Annotated in this window: 15 protein-coding genes; 3 read left to right on the top strand and 12 right to left on the bottom strand. The window is 66.4% G+C overall.

Translation table 11 applies throughout. The annotated features are described in order from the left end of the window. Positions 1-33: 33 nt before the first annotated feature. Positions 34-273, top strand: a complete 240-nt coding sequence (locus I6F33_RS22235; protein WP_036003274.1) for a hypothetical protein — start codon at positions 34-36, stop codon at positions 271-273. A 45-nt stretch (positions 274-318) separates the two neighbouring features. On the opposite strand, the gene I6F33_RS22230 is transcribed toward I6F33_RS22235, so the two are convergent. The 5 genes from I6F33_RS22230 to I6F33_RS22210 all read right to left on the bottom strand — a co-directional run bounded on the left by I6F33_RS22230 (position 319) and on the right by I6F33_RS22210 (position 6,722). Continuing rightward, entirely contained in the window at positions 319-1,377 is a 1,059-nt protein-coding gene (locus I6F33_RS22230; RefSeq protein ID WP_225113145.1) for an AI-2E family transporter, read from the bottom strand. 71 nt (positions 1,378-1,448) lie between these two features. After that, positions 1,449-2,078 (bottom strand): histidine phosphatase family protein, encoded by a 630-nt coding sequence (locus tag I6F33_RS22225; RefSeq protein WP_225144159.1) that lies wholly within the window; start codon positions 2,076-2,078, stop codon positions 1,449-1,451. 84 nt (positions 2,079-2,162) lie between these two features. Further along, positions 2,163-4,406, bottom strand: a complete 2,244-nt coding sequence (locus I6F33_RS22220) for a PAS domain-containing hybrid sensor histidine kinase/response regulator (protein ID WP_225144158.1) — start codon at positions 4,404-4,406, stop codon at positions 2,163-2,165. A gap of 201 nt (positions 4,407-4,607) precedes the next feature. Then, positions 4,608-5,075 (bottom strand): hypothetical protein, encoded by a 468-nt coding sequence (locus I6F33_RS22215; protein ID WP_225144157.1) that lies wholly within the window; start codon positions 5,073-5,075, stop codon positions 4,608-4,610. A gap of 108 nt (positions 5,076-5,183) precedes the next feature. Next, positions 5,184-6,722 carry a YifB family Mg chelatase-like AAA ATPase gene (locus I6F33_RS22210; protein ID WP_036003197.1) on the bottom strand — a complete coding sequence of 513 codons (1,539 nt, stop codon included), beginning with the start codon at positions 6,720-6,722 and terminating at the stop codon, positions 5,184-5,186. 228 nt (positions 6,723-6,950) lie between these two features. Between I6F33_RS22210 and I6F33_RS22205 the strand changes: the two genes are divergently transcribed. Together I6F33_RS22205 and I6F33_RS22200 are read left to right on the top strand one after the other, a co-directional pair. Further along, positions 6,951-7,196, top strand: a complete 246-nt coding sequence (locus I6F33_RS22205; protein ID WP_018644993.1) for a PilZ domain-containing protein — start codon at positions 6,951-6,953, stop codon at positions 7,194-7,196. An 80-nt stretch (positions 7,197-7,276) separates the two neighbouring features. After that, entirely contained in the window at positions 7,277-8,074 is a 798-nt protein-coding gene (locus I6F33_RS22200; protein WP_109141931.1) for a tetratricopeptide repeat protein, read from the top strand. Between the two features lie 119 nt (positions 8,075-8,193). Here I6F33_RS22200 and I6F33_RS22195 read toward each other — a convergent pair whose 3' ends face one another. From I6F33_RS22195 to rsmI, 7 genes are all read right to left on the bottom strand, one after another. Further along, positions 8,194-9,483, bottom strand: coding sequence for an AAA family ATPase (locus tag I6F33_RS22195; protein WP_036003204.1), 1,290 nt, complete (start codon positions 9,481-9,483; stop codon positions 8,194-8,196). Beyond that, positions 9,480-10,211 carry a CpaD family pilus assembly protein gene (locus tag I6F33_RS22190; protein WP_225144156.1) on the bottom strand — a complete coding sequence of 244 codons (732 nt, stop codon included), beginning with the start codon at positions 10,209-10,211 and terminating at the stop codon, positions 9,480-9,482. The genes I6F33_RS22195 and I6F33_RS22190 overlap by 4 nt, the downstream gene beginning before the upstream one ends. 49 nt (positions 10,212-10,260) lie before the next feature. Next, positions 10,261-11,778 (bottom strand): type II and III secretion system protein family protein, encoded by a 1,518-nt coding sequence (locus I6F33_RS22185; protein WP_225113139.1) that lies wholly within the window; start codon positions 11,776-11,778, stop codon positions 10,261-10,263. 10 nt (positions 11,779-11,788) lie between these two features. Beyond that, positions 11,789-12,610, bottom strand: a complete 822-nt coding sequence (gene cpaB, locus I6F33_RS22180; RefSeq protein WP_057030543.1) for a Flp pilus assembly protein CpaB — start codon at positions 12,608-12,610, stop codon at positions 11,789-11,791. A 285-nt stretch (positions 12,611-12,895) separates the two neighbouring features. Continuing rightward, positions 12,896-13,840 carry a glutathione synthase gene (gshB, locus tag I6F33_RS22175; RefSeq protein ID WP_225144155.1) on the bottom strand — a complete coding sequence of 315 codons (945 nt, stop codon included), beginning with the start codon at positions 13,838-13,840 and terminating at the stop codon, positions 12,896-12,898. Positions 13,841-13,850: 10 nt separating this feature from the next. Continuing rightward, the gene (locus tag I6F33_RS22170) at positions 13,851-14,252 is read right to left on the bottom strand and encodes a YraN family protein (RefSeq protein WP_036003220.1); all 402 of its coding nucleotides are present in this window, start codon (positions 14,250-14,252) and stop codon (positions 13,851-13,853) included. Beyond that, positions 14,239-15,189, bottom strand: a complete 951-nt coding sequence (rsmI, locus tag I6F33_RS22165) for a 16S rRNA (cytidine(1402)-2'-O)-methyltransferase (protein WP_225144154.1) — start codon at positions 15,187-15,189, stop codon at positions 14,239-14,241. The genes I6F33_RS22170 and rsmI overlap by 14 nt, the downstream gene beginning before the upstream one ends. Positions 15,190-15,400: the final 211 nt, after the last annotated feature.

Raw genomic sequence — 15,400 nt, 5'->3', positions numbered from 1 at the left:
CCGCTATTCCTTGGAAAACGGCGGGGGCACACCATGGTTGATCGTCTCAGGAGCGCTGCGGAGCAGCTGGAAGCTCCGGTCTGCCCGGACTGCCATGTCGAGATGAAGTGGTTCCGCTCGGAATTGCTCACGGACGAGCCGACCCCGGTCATCGCGCATCTCTTCGTGTGCCCCCATTGCAAGCGCGCCGCGCAGGCAAATACCGTCTTCCGGGGAGGCCAGACGACGCCGGACAAGCTGTCTGCACCGCGCTTTATTGTCTCTGCTGCATGAGATTGCGCATCGGCCGGATCGCCCGCTCCAGGCCCGGCATGACGATCATTTCGGGGCCCCCTGTTTCGACTTCGAGACGACGAAGATGTGCCACGTCGTCAGAAACATTGCAGCGACGAGCGGGCCGATCACGAACCCGTTCGCTCCGAACGTCGCAAGGCCGCCCAGCGTGGCGAGCAGCACGATATAGCTCGGCATCTGGATCGACTGGCCGACCAGGATCGGGCGGAGAAAATTGTCCGCAAGGCCGATCACGAAGGTGCCGAAAGCGAGCAGGATGAGTCCCTTCGTGACCGAACCTGCCACAAGCAGGTAAAGCGCAACCGGAACCCAGACCAGCGCGGAGCCGAGCACCGGCAGCAGCGAGAGCAGCGCCATCAGCGCGCCCGCCAGCAGCGGCGCGGTGAGGCCGAGCAGCCAGAAGATGAGCCCGCCGAGTGCTCCCTGTATCAACGCGACGAGAACGATCCCCTTGATCGTTCCACGAACCGCCAGGGTGAAGACATCGAGAATTTCCGCGGTATGGTTCGGGCTCAGCGGGAGCGCCTCGCGAATGCGGGCATTGAGCTCGTCACCGTCGCGCAGCAGGAAGAACAGCAGGTACAGCATCACGAGCAGGCTTGCGACGAACTCCAGCGTCACCTGACCGATGTTGATCGCATGCCCGGCCAGCTGTTGGCCGGCAGGGACGACCAGACCCGACAGGCGCTCCCTCAGGGCCGAAAAATCGATGCCGGCCAGACGATCCCCGAGCGACGCAGCCCAGGCGGGCAGCGCGGATTTCAGCTGCTGCAGGGGATGAGCGAGGCTGATCTCCCCGCTCTGAACGCGCTGATACAGCTCCCCGCCCTGGTCGATGAGCGACGCGATGATGATCGCCACGGGGATCAGGACCATGACGACCACCACGATGACGGTGACGAGGGCGGCAAGGTTGTGCTTTTCGGGCACGGATTTCAGGATCCGTCGATAGAACGGGGCGAAGATGATGGCCAGCAGCGTGGCCCACAACACGGCACCGGAGAACGGCCAAAGCACCCAGACGAACGCGACGGAGATCGCGCCGAGCAGGATGAGGAATGAACGATTCTCCGATGTTCTCACGTGTTCGCCAGCTCTTCGCTCGTTCGCCAGATGATGTCCGTAGCACAACATCGTGGCGGAGCGGCAGGTCCTCACCTGCCCGCTTTTGCGATCCAATCCGCAAGCGTGATGCGCCCTGCGAAGGTGGCCGGACCCGAGCTGCCGGCCTTGTAGACGAAGGCCTCGCCTTCCCCGACGTTGCCGGCGTCCTTGCCGAAGGCATCGGCGATGTTGGTCTTGTGGGTGACCAGGACGGTGTTGGTGCCGGCTTGCGGCGGCGCATCGACGAGCTGACGCACGGCCTGCCCGGCCCTGGCATTGGCGCCGGTCGGGTTTGCCATTCCCGATGCGCTGGCGTTGCTGCTGTCGGTCAGGGCATCGACCGGCTTGACCTCACGGCCGGAGATCAGCTTGCCGGCCTCGACCGCGCGGTTCAGGCGGCTGGTGTAGACGTCGCCGATGGGGATCGCGAGGTCCTTGACCGCCGTCCCGATCTGGCGCGCCGCGTCCCTGCCCTTCTCGCTGAGCTGACGCTGGGCACTCATGTCGTCGAACTTGAAGGGATAGACATCCTTCTGGCTGTCGTCAGTCGCGGTGTGTCGGAAGATCAGGACGTAGCCGCCCTGCTTGAGCGACGAGATGAGGTCCGGTGTGTCGGCGGCTGCGTGGCGGGAGATTCCAGCCAGGAGAACAATCAGGGCGAGGCGGCAAAGCACGTTCATGCGCAAATCCTTTGGTTGCAAAATGCCCCCGGTGGGATCGTGACGCGCAACGCGCTCAATTTCAATTGCGATCGTCAGACGAGATCAGGTTCCCGTGAGATCCGGAACCGTCTGGTGCCGGGATGCGGCGAGGCCCGCCAGAGCCTCCTCGAGTTTCTCACGGTCGACCGGCTTGATCAGAAATCCGTTCATGCCTGCCTCGAAGCAGGCATAACGATCCTCCACCAGCGTGTTGGCGGTGAGCGCCAGGATCGGCGTCTGGGAATCGCCCAGCGCGGCCTCGTGCGCGCGGATGCGCTTTGTCGCCTCGATGCCGTCGAGCTGCGGCATCTGGATGTCCATCAGCACGAGATCGTAGGGCGTGCCGGCCGATGAGGCGGCGAGCCAGGATTCCAGCGCGGCCTCGCCTTGGACGGCAATGACGACGCGGTGGCCGAGCTTGGTCAGCAGCGAGCGCATCAGCAAGGCGTTGATCTCGTTGTCCTCGGCAACGAGGATCGACAGGCCTTTCACCGGCGCGGGGCCGGCGGAGGCCGGCGGCGGCTCCGGCGCGAGATCGGGCGAGGCGACCTCCGGCGTCAAAGCGAGGCGTGCGGCAAGCGAGGCCGCGCGCAGCGGCTTCACCAGAAAGCCGGTGAAGGCCGCCGACAGCTTCTCGTGCCGCGAGCTCGACGTCAGCAGCACGAGGCGCTGCAAGGCATGCGCGCGGGCGGCCTCGCCGAGCTGATCGGCCGCGGCGGGGCCGATCGCCCGATCGATCAGCACCGTGTGCCAGGAGCGTTCCGGCAGCAATGCTTCGGCGACCGCCGCATCTGCAACCAGGCAGGTCTGGCCGCCCCAGCGTTCGAGGCGCCGCGCGATGAGCGAGGCTTCGATGCCGTCGGCGACGAGGAGCATCGACTTGCCGGTGAGGTCGGGACTCGGAAAGGCGGTCTGCCCGGCGCCGCCTTGCGACGGCGGAAGCGGCACCGCGACCTCGAAGGTCGAGCCCTTGCCCGGCTCGCTCGTGAGAGTGATCCGGCCGCCCATGCGCTTGACGATGCGCTCGCTGATGGCGAGGCCAAGTCCGGTGCCGCCATAGGTGCGGGCGACGCGCTCGTCGGCCTGCTCGAATTCGCGGAAGATGCGCTGCTGGGCTTCGGCTGCGATGCCGATGCCAGTGTCGCGAACCAGGAAGCTGATCTCGTTCGGCCAGATGCCGGGCTCGACGATCAGCGCCACGCCGCCGCTGCTCGTGAACTTGATGGCGTTGCCGGCTAGATTGAGCAGCACCTGGCGCAGCCGCGCGGCGTCGCCGACCACTTCGAGCGGCAGGCGCTCGTCGACATAGGCGGCGATCTCGAGCGACTTCGCCTGCGCGCGGGGCGCGAGCAGCTCGGTGATCTCCTCGACCAGGGTCGAGAGCGCGAAGGGACGTTGATCGAGGTCGAGCTTGCCGGCCTCGATCTTGGAATAGTCGAGCAGCTCCTCGATTAGCGCCATCAAGGCTTCGCCCGAGGTCTTCACCGCCCTGGCATAGGTCGCCTGCTCCGGCGTCAGATCGGTGTCGAGCAACAGGCCGCCCATACCGATGATGCCGTTCAGGGGGGTGCGGATCTCGTGCGAGGCCATCGCCAGGAAGCGCGACTTGGCGCGGTTGGCGGCGTCGGCCTGGTCGCGCGCGTCGGACAATGCGCGCTCGGTCTCGGTGCGGTCGGTGACGTCGCGTCCGACGCTCTGCAACTCGGCGGGCTGGCCGGCATCGAGGCGGACATAGCCCTCGCGCCAGGCGATCCAGCGCGCGCCGAGCGGGGTTGCGATCTTCTGGTCGTGGATGCGCGTGCCGCTGCTCTCGCGGGCACTGTCGCCCTGCTCCAGCACGTCGAAATCGAATCGCGTGCCGACCAGCGCGCTGCGCGCCTGTCCCGCGAGCGCGCAATAGGCCTCGTTGGCAAAGGTGATGCGGCCGTCGGTAGCGCGCAGCACGATGAGGTCGCCCTGCTGCTCGAACAGGCTGCGGGCGCGCTCTTCCGCTTCCTTCAGCTCCCAATTGCGGTCGATCAAGGCTTCGTTGTGGGCGGCGAGCGTCCGCAGCCGCTTATTGACGAAGCGCAGACGCATGCTCAGCGTCGCAAGGCCGAGGCAGGCGAGCGCGAACAGGAAGCTGGCACCGATCGCAAAGGTATGGGGATCGTAGCCGGAATTGTCCGACCGGCTGCCGGAGACGAAACCATAGGCGCCGCCAAACGTCGCCGAGAAGATCATGAAGGAGCGGATCGCGAAAGCGAGCCTCGGATGCCGTCGCCTGAAACGACGCATGCGCACCTTGATCCGGAACGTCCGACCCATCGCAACCGACCCTTGCCTGAAACCCCGCCGCCGCGTGCGACGATGGCCCGCCGACCTTGCGAACAAATTGCGGCGGTGGCGCCGCCTCCGAACAGGGTTGACGAGACGTTAACGGGTCAGAGCATGATCCGGACCCGAAGGGCCGCGTTAGCGAAAAGTGTGCAGCGGTTTTCCGATCAGATCATGCTCAAACACAAAGCTCTAAAGCGATGCCGCCTGGAAGCGGCCATGGCCGCCGCGGGCGCCGACGATCAGCGCCGCCGCCTCGCGCGGCGAGAACGTCTTTGAGCGCACATAGATGCGGTAATCCGCCGGTCCTTCGCTGGAGAGATAGACCACCTGGCCGCCGTCGACCGGCTGCGCGGCGATCGCGACGAGACGCGTCGAAGGGCTGGCCTGGCAGGTGTCAGGCTCGGAGCCGAGGCCGTCGTCGACCACGGCAAAATCCGCGGCGTCGGCATCCTCGGTGATCTGAACCCGCACCGTTGCCCGCGCGGGATCGTCGGTGAAGGCGACATGCACACCGGCGGTCCAGAACAGCGAGGTGAGCTCGACCGATGTGTCGCCGAGCGCGATGCAGGGATGCGACACCGATCCGATCTCGGCGCGGGCGAACACCGCAGCCGCCAACAGGGGAACAGCCGAGGCCAGGAACTTGAAACGCAACATGACGCTCTACTCGCTAGGCCCCGGGAACTCACAACCGAAACGCGTCGGGCCTTATGGTTTGCAGAGCGTAAAGGAAAGTCGTTACCGCCGGGTTGATGCGCGGAATGATCAAGCCAGCTGGCGCACATCCTCCGCGAGTGCGCGGTACGACAGCGCTTCGGCGAGGTGCAGCCGGCCGATCTTGTCGGCATGGTCGAGGTCGGCCAGCGTGCGCGCCACCCGCAGCACGCGGTGATAGCCGCGCGCCGACAGGCGCATGGTCTCCGCGGCGTCGCGCAGCAGTTTTTGGCCCTGCGCGTCCGGCTTTGCGATCTCCTCCAGCACGGAGGCGGGGGCTTCAGCATTGGTGCGGACATGGGGCAGGCCTGCATCCGCATAGCGCGCCAGCTGGATGTCGCGCGCCGCCGCCACGCGGGCGGCGACCTCAGCTGATCCTTCCGACGGCGGCGGCAGGATCAGGTCGGCGGCGGTCACCGCCGGCACCTCGATGCGCAGATCGATGCGGTCCATCAGCGGACCGGAGATGCGCGCCTGGTAATCGCCGGTGCAGCGGTCGATGCGGCCGCGCTTGCAGGCATAGCCAGGCTCGAACGCATTGCCGCAGCGGCAGGGATTCATCGCCGCGACGAGCATGAAGCGGGCAGGGTAGGTGACGCGATGATTGGCGCGCGACACCGCGACCTCGCCGTTCTCCAGCGGCTGGCGCAGCGAATCCAGCACGCGCGGATCGAACTCCGGCAATTCGTCGAGGAACAGCACGCCCTGATGTGCCAGCGAGATCTCGCCGGGCTTGGCGCGCGCGCCGCCGCCGGTGAGCGCGGCCATGCTGGCGGAATGGTGTGGCGAGCGGAACGGGCGCCGCGCCGTCAGCGCGCCGCCTTCGATCTCGCCGGCGACCGAGGCGATCATGGAGACCTCGAGCAGCTCGCTCGGCGACAGCGGCGGCAGGATCGAGGGCAGGCGCGCGGCCAGCATCGATTTGCCCGCGCCCGGCGCGCCGATCATGAGCAGGTGGTGCCCGCCGGCGGCCGCGATCTCGAGTGCGCGCTTGGCGCTTTCCTGGCCCTTGATGTCGCGCAGGTCGAGGGTCGAGGCGGCGGCCTCGTGCACCTTCGGCGTCGGCCGCGACAGCACCTGGGTGCCCTTGAAATGGTTGGCGATCTGGATCAGCGAGTGTGCGGCAATGATCTGGATGTCCGGGCTCGCCCACGCCGCCTCGGAGCCGCAGGACGCCGGGCAGATCAGACCTTCCTCGCGCATATTGGCGCCGATCGCGGCGGGAAGGACGCCGGCCACCGGCGCGATCGAGCCGTCGAGGCCGAGCTCGCCGAGCACGGTGAAGCCGGTCAGCGCATCCGGCGGGATCGCGCCGATCGCGGCCATCAGCCCGAGCGCGATCGGCAGGTCGTAATGGCTGCCCTCCTTCGGGAGGTCGGCCGGGGCCAGATTGACGATGATCCGCCGCGCCGGCAGCGCCAGCCCTGAGGCGATCAGCGCCGAGCGCACCCGCTCGCGCGCCTCCGACACCGCCTTGTCCGGCAGGCCGACGATAGCAAAGGCCGGCAGGCCGGGCGCGACCTGCACCTGTACGTCGACCGCACGGGCCTCGATCCCCTCAAAGGCGACGGTAGAAACCCGCTGAACCATGCCGAACCAGCCTGCCCATTGCTGCAATTAGGGGTAGCAGAGCGCGGCCGTTTCCGCAAGAACAATACGGGAACAATCGCTTGGCGGCCGGTCAAATCCTAACCAGGCGTAAACGCGGTCCCGACACTACGTCTCGAATGCCACCTTCTCTCCTCAGCACATTCCAACGAATGTCCGCTACTCCTAGGGCTGCGGGATGGGCCGTGGTCTAACGGGTGAACAGTTCAAATGCTTGCAAATCGCCGGAGAAGCGAACGTCGGGTGTGCAGCCGACTCGCCAAGATCCATTTTGGCGCGGGCTCGCTGCCGCGGGATTGCACGATCACGGACATTTCGGACGGCGGCGTGAAGGTGGTGGCGGAATTTCTGGAAGTGCCGCCGCAATTCACCATCATCTTCGCGCCTGATTATTCCCGCCAATGCCGCCTGCGCTGGCGCATCGGCTGCGAATTCGGCGCCGAGTTTGTCGACTGAACCTCAACAGGCGCGCCTCCTTAACGGGACTTTAGCGTTAATGGGTAAGCATCTCTGATCAGTTGCCGAGTGATCAGAGTATGCCCAAGCGTTCGTTCCTCGCCTTATCCCCGGCGGGATATCTGTGTTCCGCCGTCCTGATCCTCGCCCTCGGCGGCTGTCAGACGGCCGGCATCGACGACGTCACCGGTGCGCTCGGCGGCAAGCGGGAGTCCGCCGCCAAGTTTGACGGCAAGTCCGACAGCAAGGCCGACCCCACGCCGGAGATGGACGCACTTCGCGAGCGTTATCGCGCCAAGCCGAGCGATCCCGCCATTGCTCTCGAATACGGCAAGGCGCTGCGTGGCAGCGGCCAGCGCGCGCAGGCGGTCGCAGTGCTGGAGCAGGCCGTGCTCGCCCGTCCTGGCAACAAGGCACTGCTCGCCGGCTACGGCCGCGCGCTCGCCGACAACGGCAATTTCCAGCAGGCCTTCGACGTCCTCGGCCGGGCGCATTCGCCCGAGGATCCCGATTGGCGCATCCTGTCGGCGCAGGGCGCTGTGCTCGACCAGCTCGGCCGCAACGAGGAAGCCCAGCAATATTACGCTGCGGCGTTGAAGATCGTGCCGAACGAGCCGACCGTGCTGTCCAATCTCGGCCTGTCCTACATGCTGCAGAATAATCTATCGAAGGCCGAACAGGTGCTCGGCCGCGCCCATCAGCGCAATCAGAACGATGCGCGGGTCCGCGCCAATCTGGCGCTCGTGCTGGGATTGCAGGGTCGCGAGGCCGAGGCCGAAATCCTCGTCAAGGCAGATCTGCCGCCGGACCAGGCCGCGGCCAAGGTCGCGGCGCTGAAGCAGCTGCTGGCGAAAAAGCAGCAGCGGGCGGACAGGTAGTCCGCCCTAGAGCATGATCCGGACCCGAAGGGCCGCGTCAGCGCAAAGTGTGAAGCGGTTTTCCCTCGCGACAAACGCGGAAGGCGTTTGCGCGGAGATCATGCTCAAATAAGCCGCGCCTACGACGCCTTGCGATGCGGGGCCGAGCTGCGCCCCGACTTGCCCTTCAGCTTCTTCAAAAGCGGCTCGAGCAGCGAGCGCTTCGGCTTCTTCACCTCGCCGCGGCCGGCGAGGCGGTTCGCCATATTCTGGAACAGAACGGTGGTGCGGTGGGTCCTGGAGACCTCCGCGATCATCTGGCCGTTATTGGCCGCGGTCGAGAACAGTTTCGAATCGAACGGGATCACCGCGATCGGCTGGCTCTCCATGGTCTTGGCGAAGGCCTTGACCTCGATCTCCGCACGCTTGTGCATGCCGACCTGGTTGAGGCAGTACAGCGGCGGCCGGTCGTTCGGTCGCGCCGCCTTCAGCACGCTCAGCATGTTCTTGGTGTTGCGCAAGTTGGCGAGATCGGGCTCGGCCACGATCACGATGTCGTCGGCGTTCACCAGCGCGCGCCGGGTCCAGCCGGACCATTGATGGGGCACGTCGAGCACGATGCAGGGCGTCGTCATGCGCAGCGTGTCGAACACGGCATCGAAGGCTTCAGCACCGAAATCGTAGACGCGGTCGAGCGTGGCGGGCGCTGCCAGGAGGCTGAGGCGATCGGTGCATTTGGCGAGCAGGCGCTCCATCAGCGCCGTGTCCGGCCGGTCCTGCGACAGCACCGCGTTGGCGATGCCCTGCACCGGATCCTGGTTGTAGTCGAGGCCCGCGGTGCCGAAGGCGAGGTCGAGATCGATCACGACGGAATCGAGCGAGAGATCGCGGGCGATGGTCCAGGCCAGATTATGCGCGACGGTGGACGCGCCGACGCCGCCTTTGGCGCCGACCACGGCGATGACGCGGCCGGTGATGATGGCTTCCGAGGCCGAGAACAGGCTGCAGATCGAGCGGACCACGTCGATGGTTTCGACCGGGCCGACCACGTAGTCGTTGACGCCGCGGCGCACCAGCTCGCGATAGGGCGCGGTGTCGCTGGGGCTGCCGATCACGACCACGCGTGTGCCGGGATCGCAGACGCCGGCGAGGTCGTCCAGTCCTTCGAGGATGTCGCGCGTGCCGTCGGACTCGATGACGATCACGTTCGGCGTCGGCATCGATTCATAGGCTTCGATCGCCGCGGCGAGGCCGCCGTCCTTGGCGCTGAGATGGGCCTTGGCGAGCCGGCGATCCTGGCCAGCCGCCGTCACCGCCTTGAGCGTCTGCTCGGTCTCGCAGAAGGCTTGCACCGAAATGCGAGGAACCGGCGCGATGTGTTCCTCGGGGTGCTGCGGATCGTCCGCGTCTTCGTCGTGGATGCCTGTCATTTGGCGGTATCGCTGAGTTTGGCCTTGTCGGATTCGGGATAGGTGGTCGTCGTCGTCGTGCCCTTGCGATAGCGATCGAACGCGATGTCGCGCCGTGCGGTATAGGCGGGCGTCTCGGCGCGCGGTTGCTCGAGGTCAGCCGGGTTGTCGATCATCGCGGCGAGATTGCGCTGGCTGGCGCAGCCCAGATTGAAATAGGGGCGGTTCTCAGTGTAGCCGGAGTTGAGGATGTTGGGGCCGACATCTTCGGGCCACAGCCCGCAGGGGCCGGCGACCGCGGTGATCTTCGAATAGCTCAGGCGGATGGTGGGCAGCAGCCCCGGATCATCAGGGCGATAGGGCCGCTGGGCGATGGCGCGCGACGGCACGCCGCCGGACGTGAGCACCGAGCGGATCTCCTGATAGGTTGCGGCGGCCGCTCGCGAATTGGCGGTGTCGACCGGCACATCGACGACGACCGAGCCGGTGCCTTCGCGCATCCAGTCCCGCGCGATGCCCGCGACGTCCGAATGCTGCGCAGCCGAGAGGCCGCCTCTGCTCTTGCCGACGAAGATCACGATCGACTTCTTGCCTTCCTGCACCGCAATCGGATGGCGCTGGCGATAATCGGTCGGCACCGTCTGGGTGACGATCTCGGTGGTGTTGCAGGCGCCGAGCATGACGGAGAGGCTCGTCAGTGCCAGCGCGAGCCGCAAATTGCGCCGTCGATCGGCTGATGTTGTCGTCATCCCCTGATCCCTCCTGCCCCTGCCTTGCCCGGTCCCCAAACCGTTCGTCTCAGTCGATGATGAAGCCGAAATCGCCCGGCGTGCCGGCCACCGGATCGACACGGCTCGCGATGCCATAGAGGCGGTTGACCCTGCCGAGCAGCGCCCTCTGTGCGTCCGAGGCCGGCGCGAAGCCGTCGTCGGGCCGCGACAATTCCTTCTGGGCAACCGCGCGCACCACGTAAGGCGTCACGATCACCATCAGCTCGGTCTCGTTGTTGACGAAGTCCTGGCTGCGGAACAGCGCGCCGATGATCGGCACCTGGTCGACACCAGGCAGTCCGTTGATCGCCTGCTTGGTCTGCTGCTGGATCAGGCCAGCCATCGCCATCGAGCCGCCCGAGGGAATCTCCAGGGTCGTTTCGGCGCGGCGGGTCTGGATCGATGGAATGGTGATCGAGTTGGTCGAGGACCCGGTCACGGCCTGCGTTAACGTGATCGAGTTGGTGTTCGACAGCTCCGAGACCTCGGTCATCACGCGCAGGCTGATGCGGCCTTCGCTGAGCACGACCGGGGTGAAGTTCAGCGAGATGCCGAACTTCTTGTAGGTGACCTGGGTGGTACAGACGTGAGTGACCGGATCGCAGGCATAGCCCCCGGGAATCGGGAATTCGCCGCCGGCGATGAAAGTGGCGGATTCGCCCGAGATCGCGGTCAGACTCGGTTCGGCCAGGGTCCGCATGACGCCGGCGCTTTCCATTGCCCGCATCGTGGCGTTGACGGTGGCGACGCCCTTGGCGAGGCCGGTGACGCCGAGCCCATTACTGCTGACGATCGGTCCGCCAGAGACCGAGAACGGGTTGGAATTGTTGAAATTCACCACCGCCGTGCCGGCATTCAGGCTGGCGCTGAGATCGACGCCGAGCTGCTTGACGATGTCGCGGCGGACTTCGCCGACCACGACCTTGAGCATGACCTGGTCGCGGCCGCGCACGACGATGTTGTTGACGACCTTGTCCGCGCCGCCGACCAGCTTTGCGGCAACGTCGCCGGCCTGCTGGGCCTCGACCGGGCTTGACACCGAGCCGGTCAGCATCACGCTGTCGCCGACGCCCTCGATCTGGACGCCCGGCAGCGACTGGCGCAGTGCCGAACGCATGCCGTTGAGGTCGCGCTTCACCGCGATGTCATAGGAGGCGACCTGCTGGCCATCGGCCGCGAAGAACACGACGTTGGTCTGGCCGACCTGGCCGCCGATGATATAGGCGCGCTGGGCCGAGCGGATCACCGCATTGGCGATCTTGGGATCGGCCACCAGCACGTCCTTGACCTCGCGCGGCAGGTCGATGACGACGGACTTGCCGATGCCGAGCGACAGAAAGCGCGACCGCGCCGGTGCGATAGTCCCAACCGACGATAAGCCGAGATCCGACGCCTGCATCGGCGCCTGGTCGCCGACCGGCGCCTCCGCAGCACTGAGGACGCCGGAAGCCGCGAGCAGCCCTAGCACCAACATCGTCCCCGCCAGGACCGAGCGCACGCGCTTCCCCCGAATGCGCAAGCCCGTCCGATCACCCCCGTAGTTCATGCTGTCCCCATCACTTCTGTGACGTCAGTTGCCGTGCCTGGACGCCGTAACGGATTACGTTCACGCCGCCTGGGCGCTTGATCGCCTGGTCCTCGGGCGTGCCGTCGACTGCGTTGGCATCGACGATGCTGCGCAGCGCGAGTGTCAGAGTGCCGCCCTGCCGTGCGGCCGAAAGCGTAGCGATCTGGTCGGGCCGCAGCTCGAGCGTGACGGTCTTGCCGACCACCGCGTTCTGGCCCTCCTTTTCCTTCGGGGCCTGGTCGATCGCGAGCACGCGGATGTTGGTGAGAATGACCTCGGACAGGATGAGGTCGTTGCCGCCGGTCGGGCCGTTGGTGTTGCCGCCGTCCGGATTCTTCAGCCGGCGGGTCAGGACGATGTCGACGCGGTCATTCGGCAGGATGAAGCCGCCGGCGCCGGTTTCGGCTGAAATCTCGGTGGAGACGGCACGCATCCCGGACGGCAGGATCGCGGCCATGAAGCCGGAGCCTTCGGCCTTGACCAGCTTCTGCTCGCGGATCGGCTCGCCCTGCATCAACGGCACGCGCGCGATCGAGCCCGCGATCTGGGTCGGTGCCTCGGGCCTGCTGTCGCGGCGGATGAAGGCGCTGCTGGCGGTTGCCGCGGGCCAGGCCTGCCATTGCAGGTCCTCGGGCTTGACGGGCTGGCCGAGCTGGATGTCGTTCTTGGCGATAAGGACCTCGACCGTCGGCAGCTTCTCGGCGACGGGCAGGACGGCCGCGGGCGGATTCTGATAGCCGCTCGCCAGATATGCAGCGACGCCGCCGGCGCCGAGAGCGATGACGAGAACGACAATGCGTGCGGTATTCATACGCTTCTACTCTTACGCGGGGCACTCGAACCGCACCTGGCGTGTTCCCCCGCATCGATGAGTAGGCAGCAAAAAGTATAAGGGGTGTTGCGAGGCCGAACGTGATCGCCGGCCGCGATGCTGGTTTTCGGCAGATGGTGAACGCGGCGTTATTGGGTCGGCCAACAGCCCCGTAGTTTCACCTACGCGGGCACGTACGTTCGCACGGCGCGCGCGGCGTCATGGTGAATACGTCGTTAGCATCCCGGACTTCGCTAACGCTCCATCCGGGCTGCGCGCAGAGCTCTACTTCTTCCGCTTCGCTTCGATCACGTCCCAGATCTTCGCCGCGACATCCGGGCCGCCGAGCCGTGCGATGGCGCGGATGCCGGTCGGTGAGGTCACGTTGATCTCGGTGAGATTGCCGTTGATGACGTCGATGCCGACGAACAGCAGGCCGCGCTCGCGCAGCGCCGGGCCGACCGTGGCGCAGATCTCGCGCTCGCGCGGGGTGAGCTCCGTCTCCTGCGCCGCGCCGCCGCGCACCATGTTGGAGCGGAGGTCATCGGCGGCCGGCACGCGGTTCACCGCGCCGGCGAACTCGCCGTCGACCAAGATGATGCGCTTGTCGCCGTGCTTCACCTCGGGGATGAATTGCTGGATCACCCAGGGCTCCCTGAACGTCACCGAGAACATGTCGAACAGCGAGCCGAAATTCATGTCCTGCGGTATCACGCGGAACACCGCCGCGCCGCCATGGCCGTGCAGCGGCTTCATGACGACCGCGCCGTACTTGTCGCGGAACGCGTTGATCTCATCCAGGTCGCGCGAGATCAGCGTCGGCGGCATCAGTTGCGGAAAATTCATCACGAACAGCTTTTCCGGCGCGTTGCGCACCGAGGCGGGATCGTTGACGACCAGCGTCTTCGGATGGATGCGCTCCAGGAAATGCGTCGAGGTGATGTAGGCGAGGTCGAACGGCGGATCCTGGCGCAGCAGCACCACGTCGAACCCGTTCAGCGCCTCGCGCCTGGGCTCGCCAAGGGTGAAATGGTCGCCGGGCTCGTCGCGCACGGTCAGGAGCTGAACCGGCGCGACCAGCTCCTCGCCGACCATCGAGAGCTTGTCGGGCGTGTAATAAGACAGGCCATGGCCGCGCTTCTGCGCCTCCAAGAGCAGCGCGAAGGTGGAATCGCCCTTGATGTTGATGCGGGCGATGGGGTCCATCTGGACGGCGACGTTCAGTTTCATGGGCTGCCTTTCAGGTCGAGGCGTCGAATGCCGCCAACACATGGCGCGGAAGCGAGCGCGGCGCAATCAGCATGGCGTCGAATCGCAATTCGAATTCGGCATGCTCGGGATGCGCTGCGAGCCAGCCTTGGGCGGCGTCGATGATGCGCTGCTGCTGGCGCGGCGTCACGGCGAATGCGGCCTCGTCCAGCGTGGCGCGGGCCTTAACCTCGACGAAGGCGATCAGATTGCGGCGCCGCGCCACGATATCGATCTCGCCATGCGGCGTGCGGTAACGTTTGGCGAGAATGCGGTAGCCCTTGGCCATGAGGTAGGCGGCGGCACGGCTCTCAGCGGAAATACCGGTCTGGAACGCTGCGACGCGCTCGGGCGACGCGACCTTCGGTTCCGCAGGAATCTCAGTCTTCGCCATCGCTGCCCCGCGAATCCTTTGCGAGCTCGAGCGCGCGGGCATAGACCTCGCGGCGCGGCCGGCCCGACAACGCGACCGCGTGCGCCACGGCATCCTTGACGCTGTGCGCGGAAAGCTGCTCGCGCAACAGACTATCGAGCGCGTCCGATGTCAGAACCTCGGCGTCGGCCGCGGGCGGAGCGATCACCAGCACGAATTCGCCGCGTGTCTCCAGCGTTGCAGCCTCGCGCGCCAGCTCGCTCAGCGTGGCGCGCGAAATCTCCTCATGCAGCTTGGTCAGCTCGCGGCAGATCGCGGCCTCGCGCGGCCCCATGATCTCGGCGAGATCGGCCAGCGTATCCTGCACTCGGTTGCCTGACTCGAACATCACCAGCGTCGCGTCAATGCGGGCGAGCTCGGTGAGACGGCTGCGCCGCGCGGCTGATTTCGCCGGCAAGAAGCCTTCGAAGAAGAAGCGGTCGGTCGGCAGCGCGGCGACCGACAGCGCGGCCAGCACCGAGGACGGGCCGGGCAGCGCATACACCGCATGGCCGGCGGCGCAGACCTCGCGCACCAGCTTGAAGCCGGGATCGGAGATCAGCGGCGTGCCGGCGTCCGACACCAGCGCGACCGAGCCGCCTTGCCCGAGGGCTTCGAGGATTTTGGGACGCGCGGCCTCCGCATTGTGCTCGTGATATGGCTTGAGCTGGGCCGTGATCGCATAGCGCTCGGTCAGGCGGCGCGTGATGCGGGTGTCCTCACAGGCGATGACGTCGACGCCGGCGAGCGTCTGCAGCGCCCGCAGGGTGATGTCGCCGAGATTGCCGATCGGGGTCGCGACCAGATGGAGGCCCGGCGCGGCCTTCGGCGCCGCGAGCCGATGGGCATCGATGGAGAAACCGCGCGAGGCGGCGTCTTGAGCTTCAGGCGTATTTATCGGGGCCGGCTTTGCGCGCATAATGGAGCCAACTTAGGCACGATCGCTAAGGCTGGGAACCGGCTCGCCGAAAAAGATCGTGCCCAAAGATCGTATCCAGGTGAGGGGCGAGGAACGGACGGGAATGTGATCGGTCGAGATCGCGCCGGGAGGCAGGAGCGGCCCTCGCGCCATATTCGCGACGGAAACGCCGCCTTGATGAGTGAATGAGTGACGGCGAAGAGCTGCCGGG

This window comes from Bradyrhizobium sp. BRP20 (genome assembly GCF_020194215.1).
Lineage (GTDB): Bacteria > Pseudomonadota > Alphaproteobacteria > Rhizobiales > Xanthobacteraceae > Bradyrhizobium > Bradyrhizobium yuanmingense.
This window is presented reverse-complemented; position numbering and strand designations above follow the sequence as displayed.

Bases quoted from the DNA above. Each gene is read 5' to 3' on its own strand.
- cpaB (WP_057030543.1), bottom strand. From the start codon at position 12,610: ATGAATACCGCACGCATTGTCGTTCTCGTCATCGCTCTCGGCGCCGGC.
- I6F33_RS22210 (WP_036003197.1), bottom strand. From the start codon at position 6,722: ATGGTTCAGCGGGTTTCTACCGTCGCCTTTGAGGGGATCGAGGCCCGT.
- rsmI (WP_225144154.1), bottom strand. From the start codon at position 15,189: ATGCGCGCAAAGCCGGCCCCGATAAATACGCCTGAAGCTCAAGACGCC.
- I6F33_RS22190 (WP_225144156.1), bottom strand. From the start codon at position 10,211: ATGACGACAACATCAGCCGATCGACGGCGCAATTTGCGGCTCGCGCTG.
- I6F33_RS22220 (WP_225144158.1), bottom strand. From the start codon at position 4,406: ATGGGTCGGACGTTCCGGATCAAGGTGCGCATGCGTCGTTTCAGGCGA.
- I6F33_RS22200 (WP_109141931.1), top strand. From the start codon at position 7,277: ATGCCCAAGCGTTCGTTCCTCGCCTTATCCCCGGCGGGATATCTGTGT.
- I6F33_RS22215 (WP_225144157.1), bottom strand. From the start codon at position 5,075: ATGTTGCGTTTCAAGTTCCTGGCCTCGGCTGTTCCCCTGTTGGCGGCT.
- I6F33_RS22205 (WP_018644993.1), top strand. From the start codon at position 6,951: ATGCTTGCAAATCGCCGGAGAAGCGAACGTCGGGTGTGCAGCCGACTC.
- I6F33_RS22225 (WP_225144159.1), bottom strand. From the start codon at position 2,078: ATGAACGTGCTTTGCCGCCTCGCCCTGATTGTTCTCCTGGCTGGAATC.
- I6F33_RS22195 (WP_036003204.1), bottom strand. From the start codon at position 9,483: ATGACAGGCATCCACGACGAAGACGCGGACGATCCGCAGCACCCCGAG.
- I6F33_RS22185 (WP_225113139.1), bottom strand. From the start codon at position 11,778: ATGAACTACGGGGGTGATCGGACGGGCTTGCGCATTCGGGGGAAGCGC.
- gshB (WP_225144155.1), bottom strand. From the start codon at position 13,840: ATGAAACTGAACGTCGCCGTCCAGATGGACCCCATCGCCCGCATCAAC.
- I6F33_RS22235 (WP_036003274.1), top strand. From the start codon at position 34: ATGGTTGATCGTCTCAGGAGCGCTGCGGAGCAGCTGGAAGCTCCGGTC.
- I6F33_RS22170 (WP_036003220.1), bottom strand. From the start codon at position 14,252: ATGGCGAAGACTGAGATTCCTGCGGAACCGAAGGTCGCGTCGCCCGAG.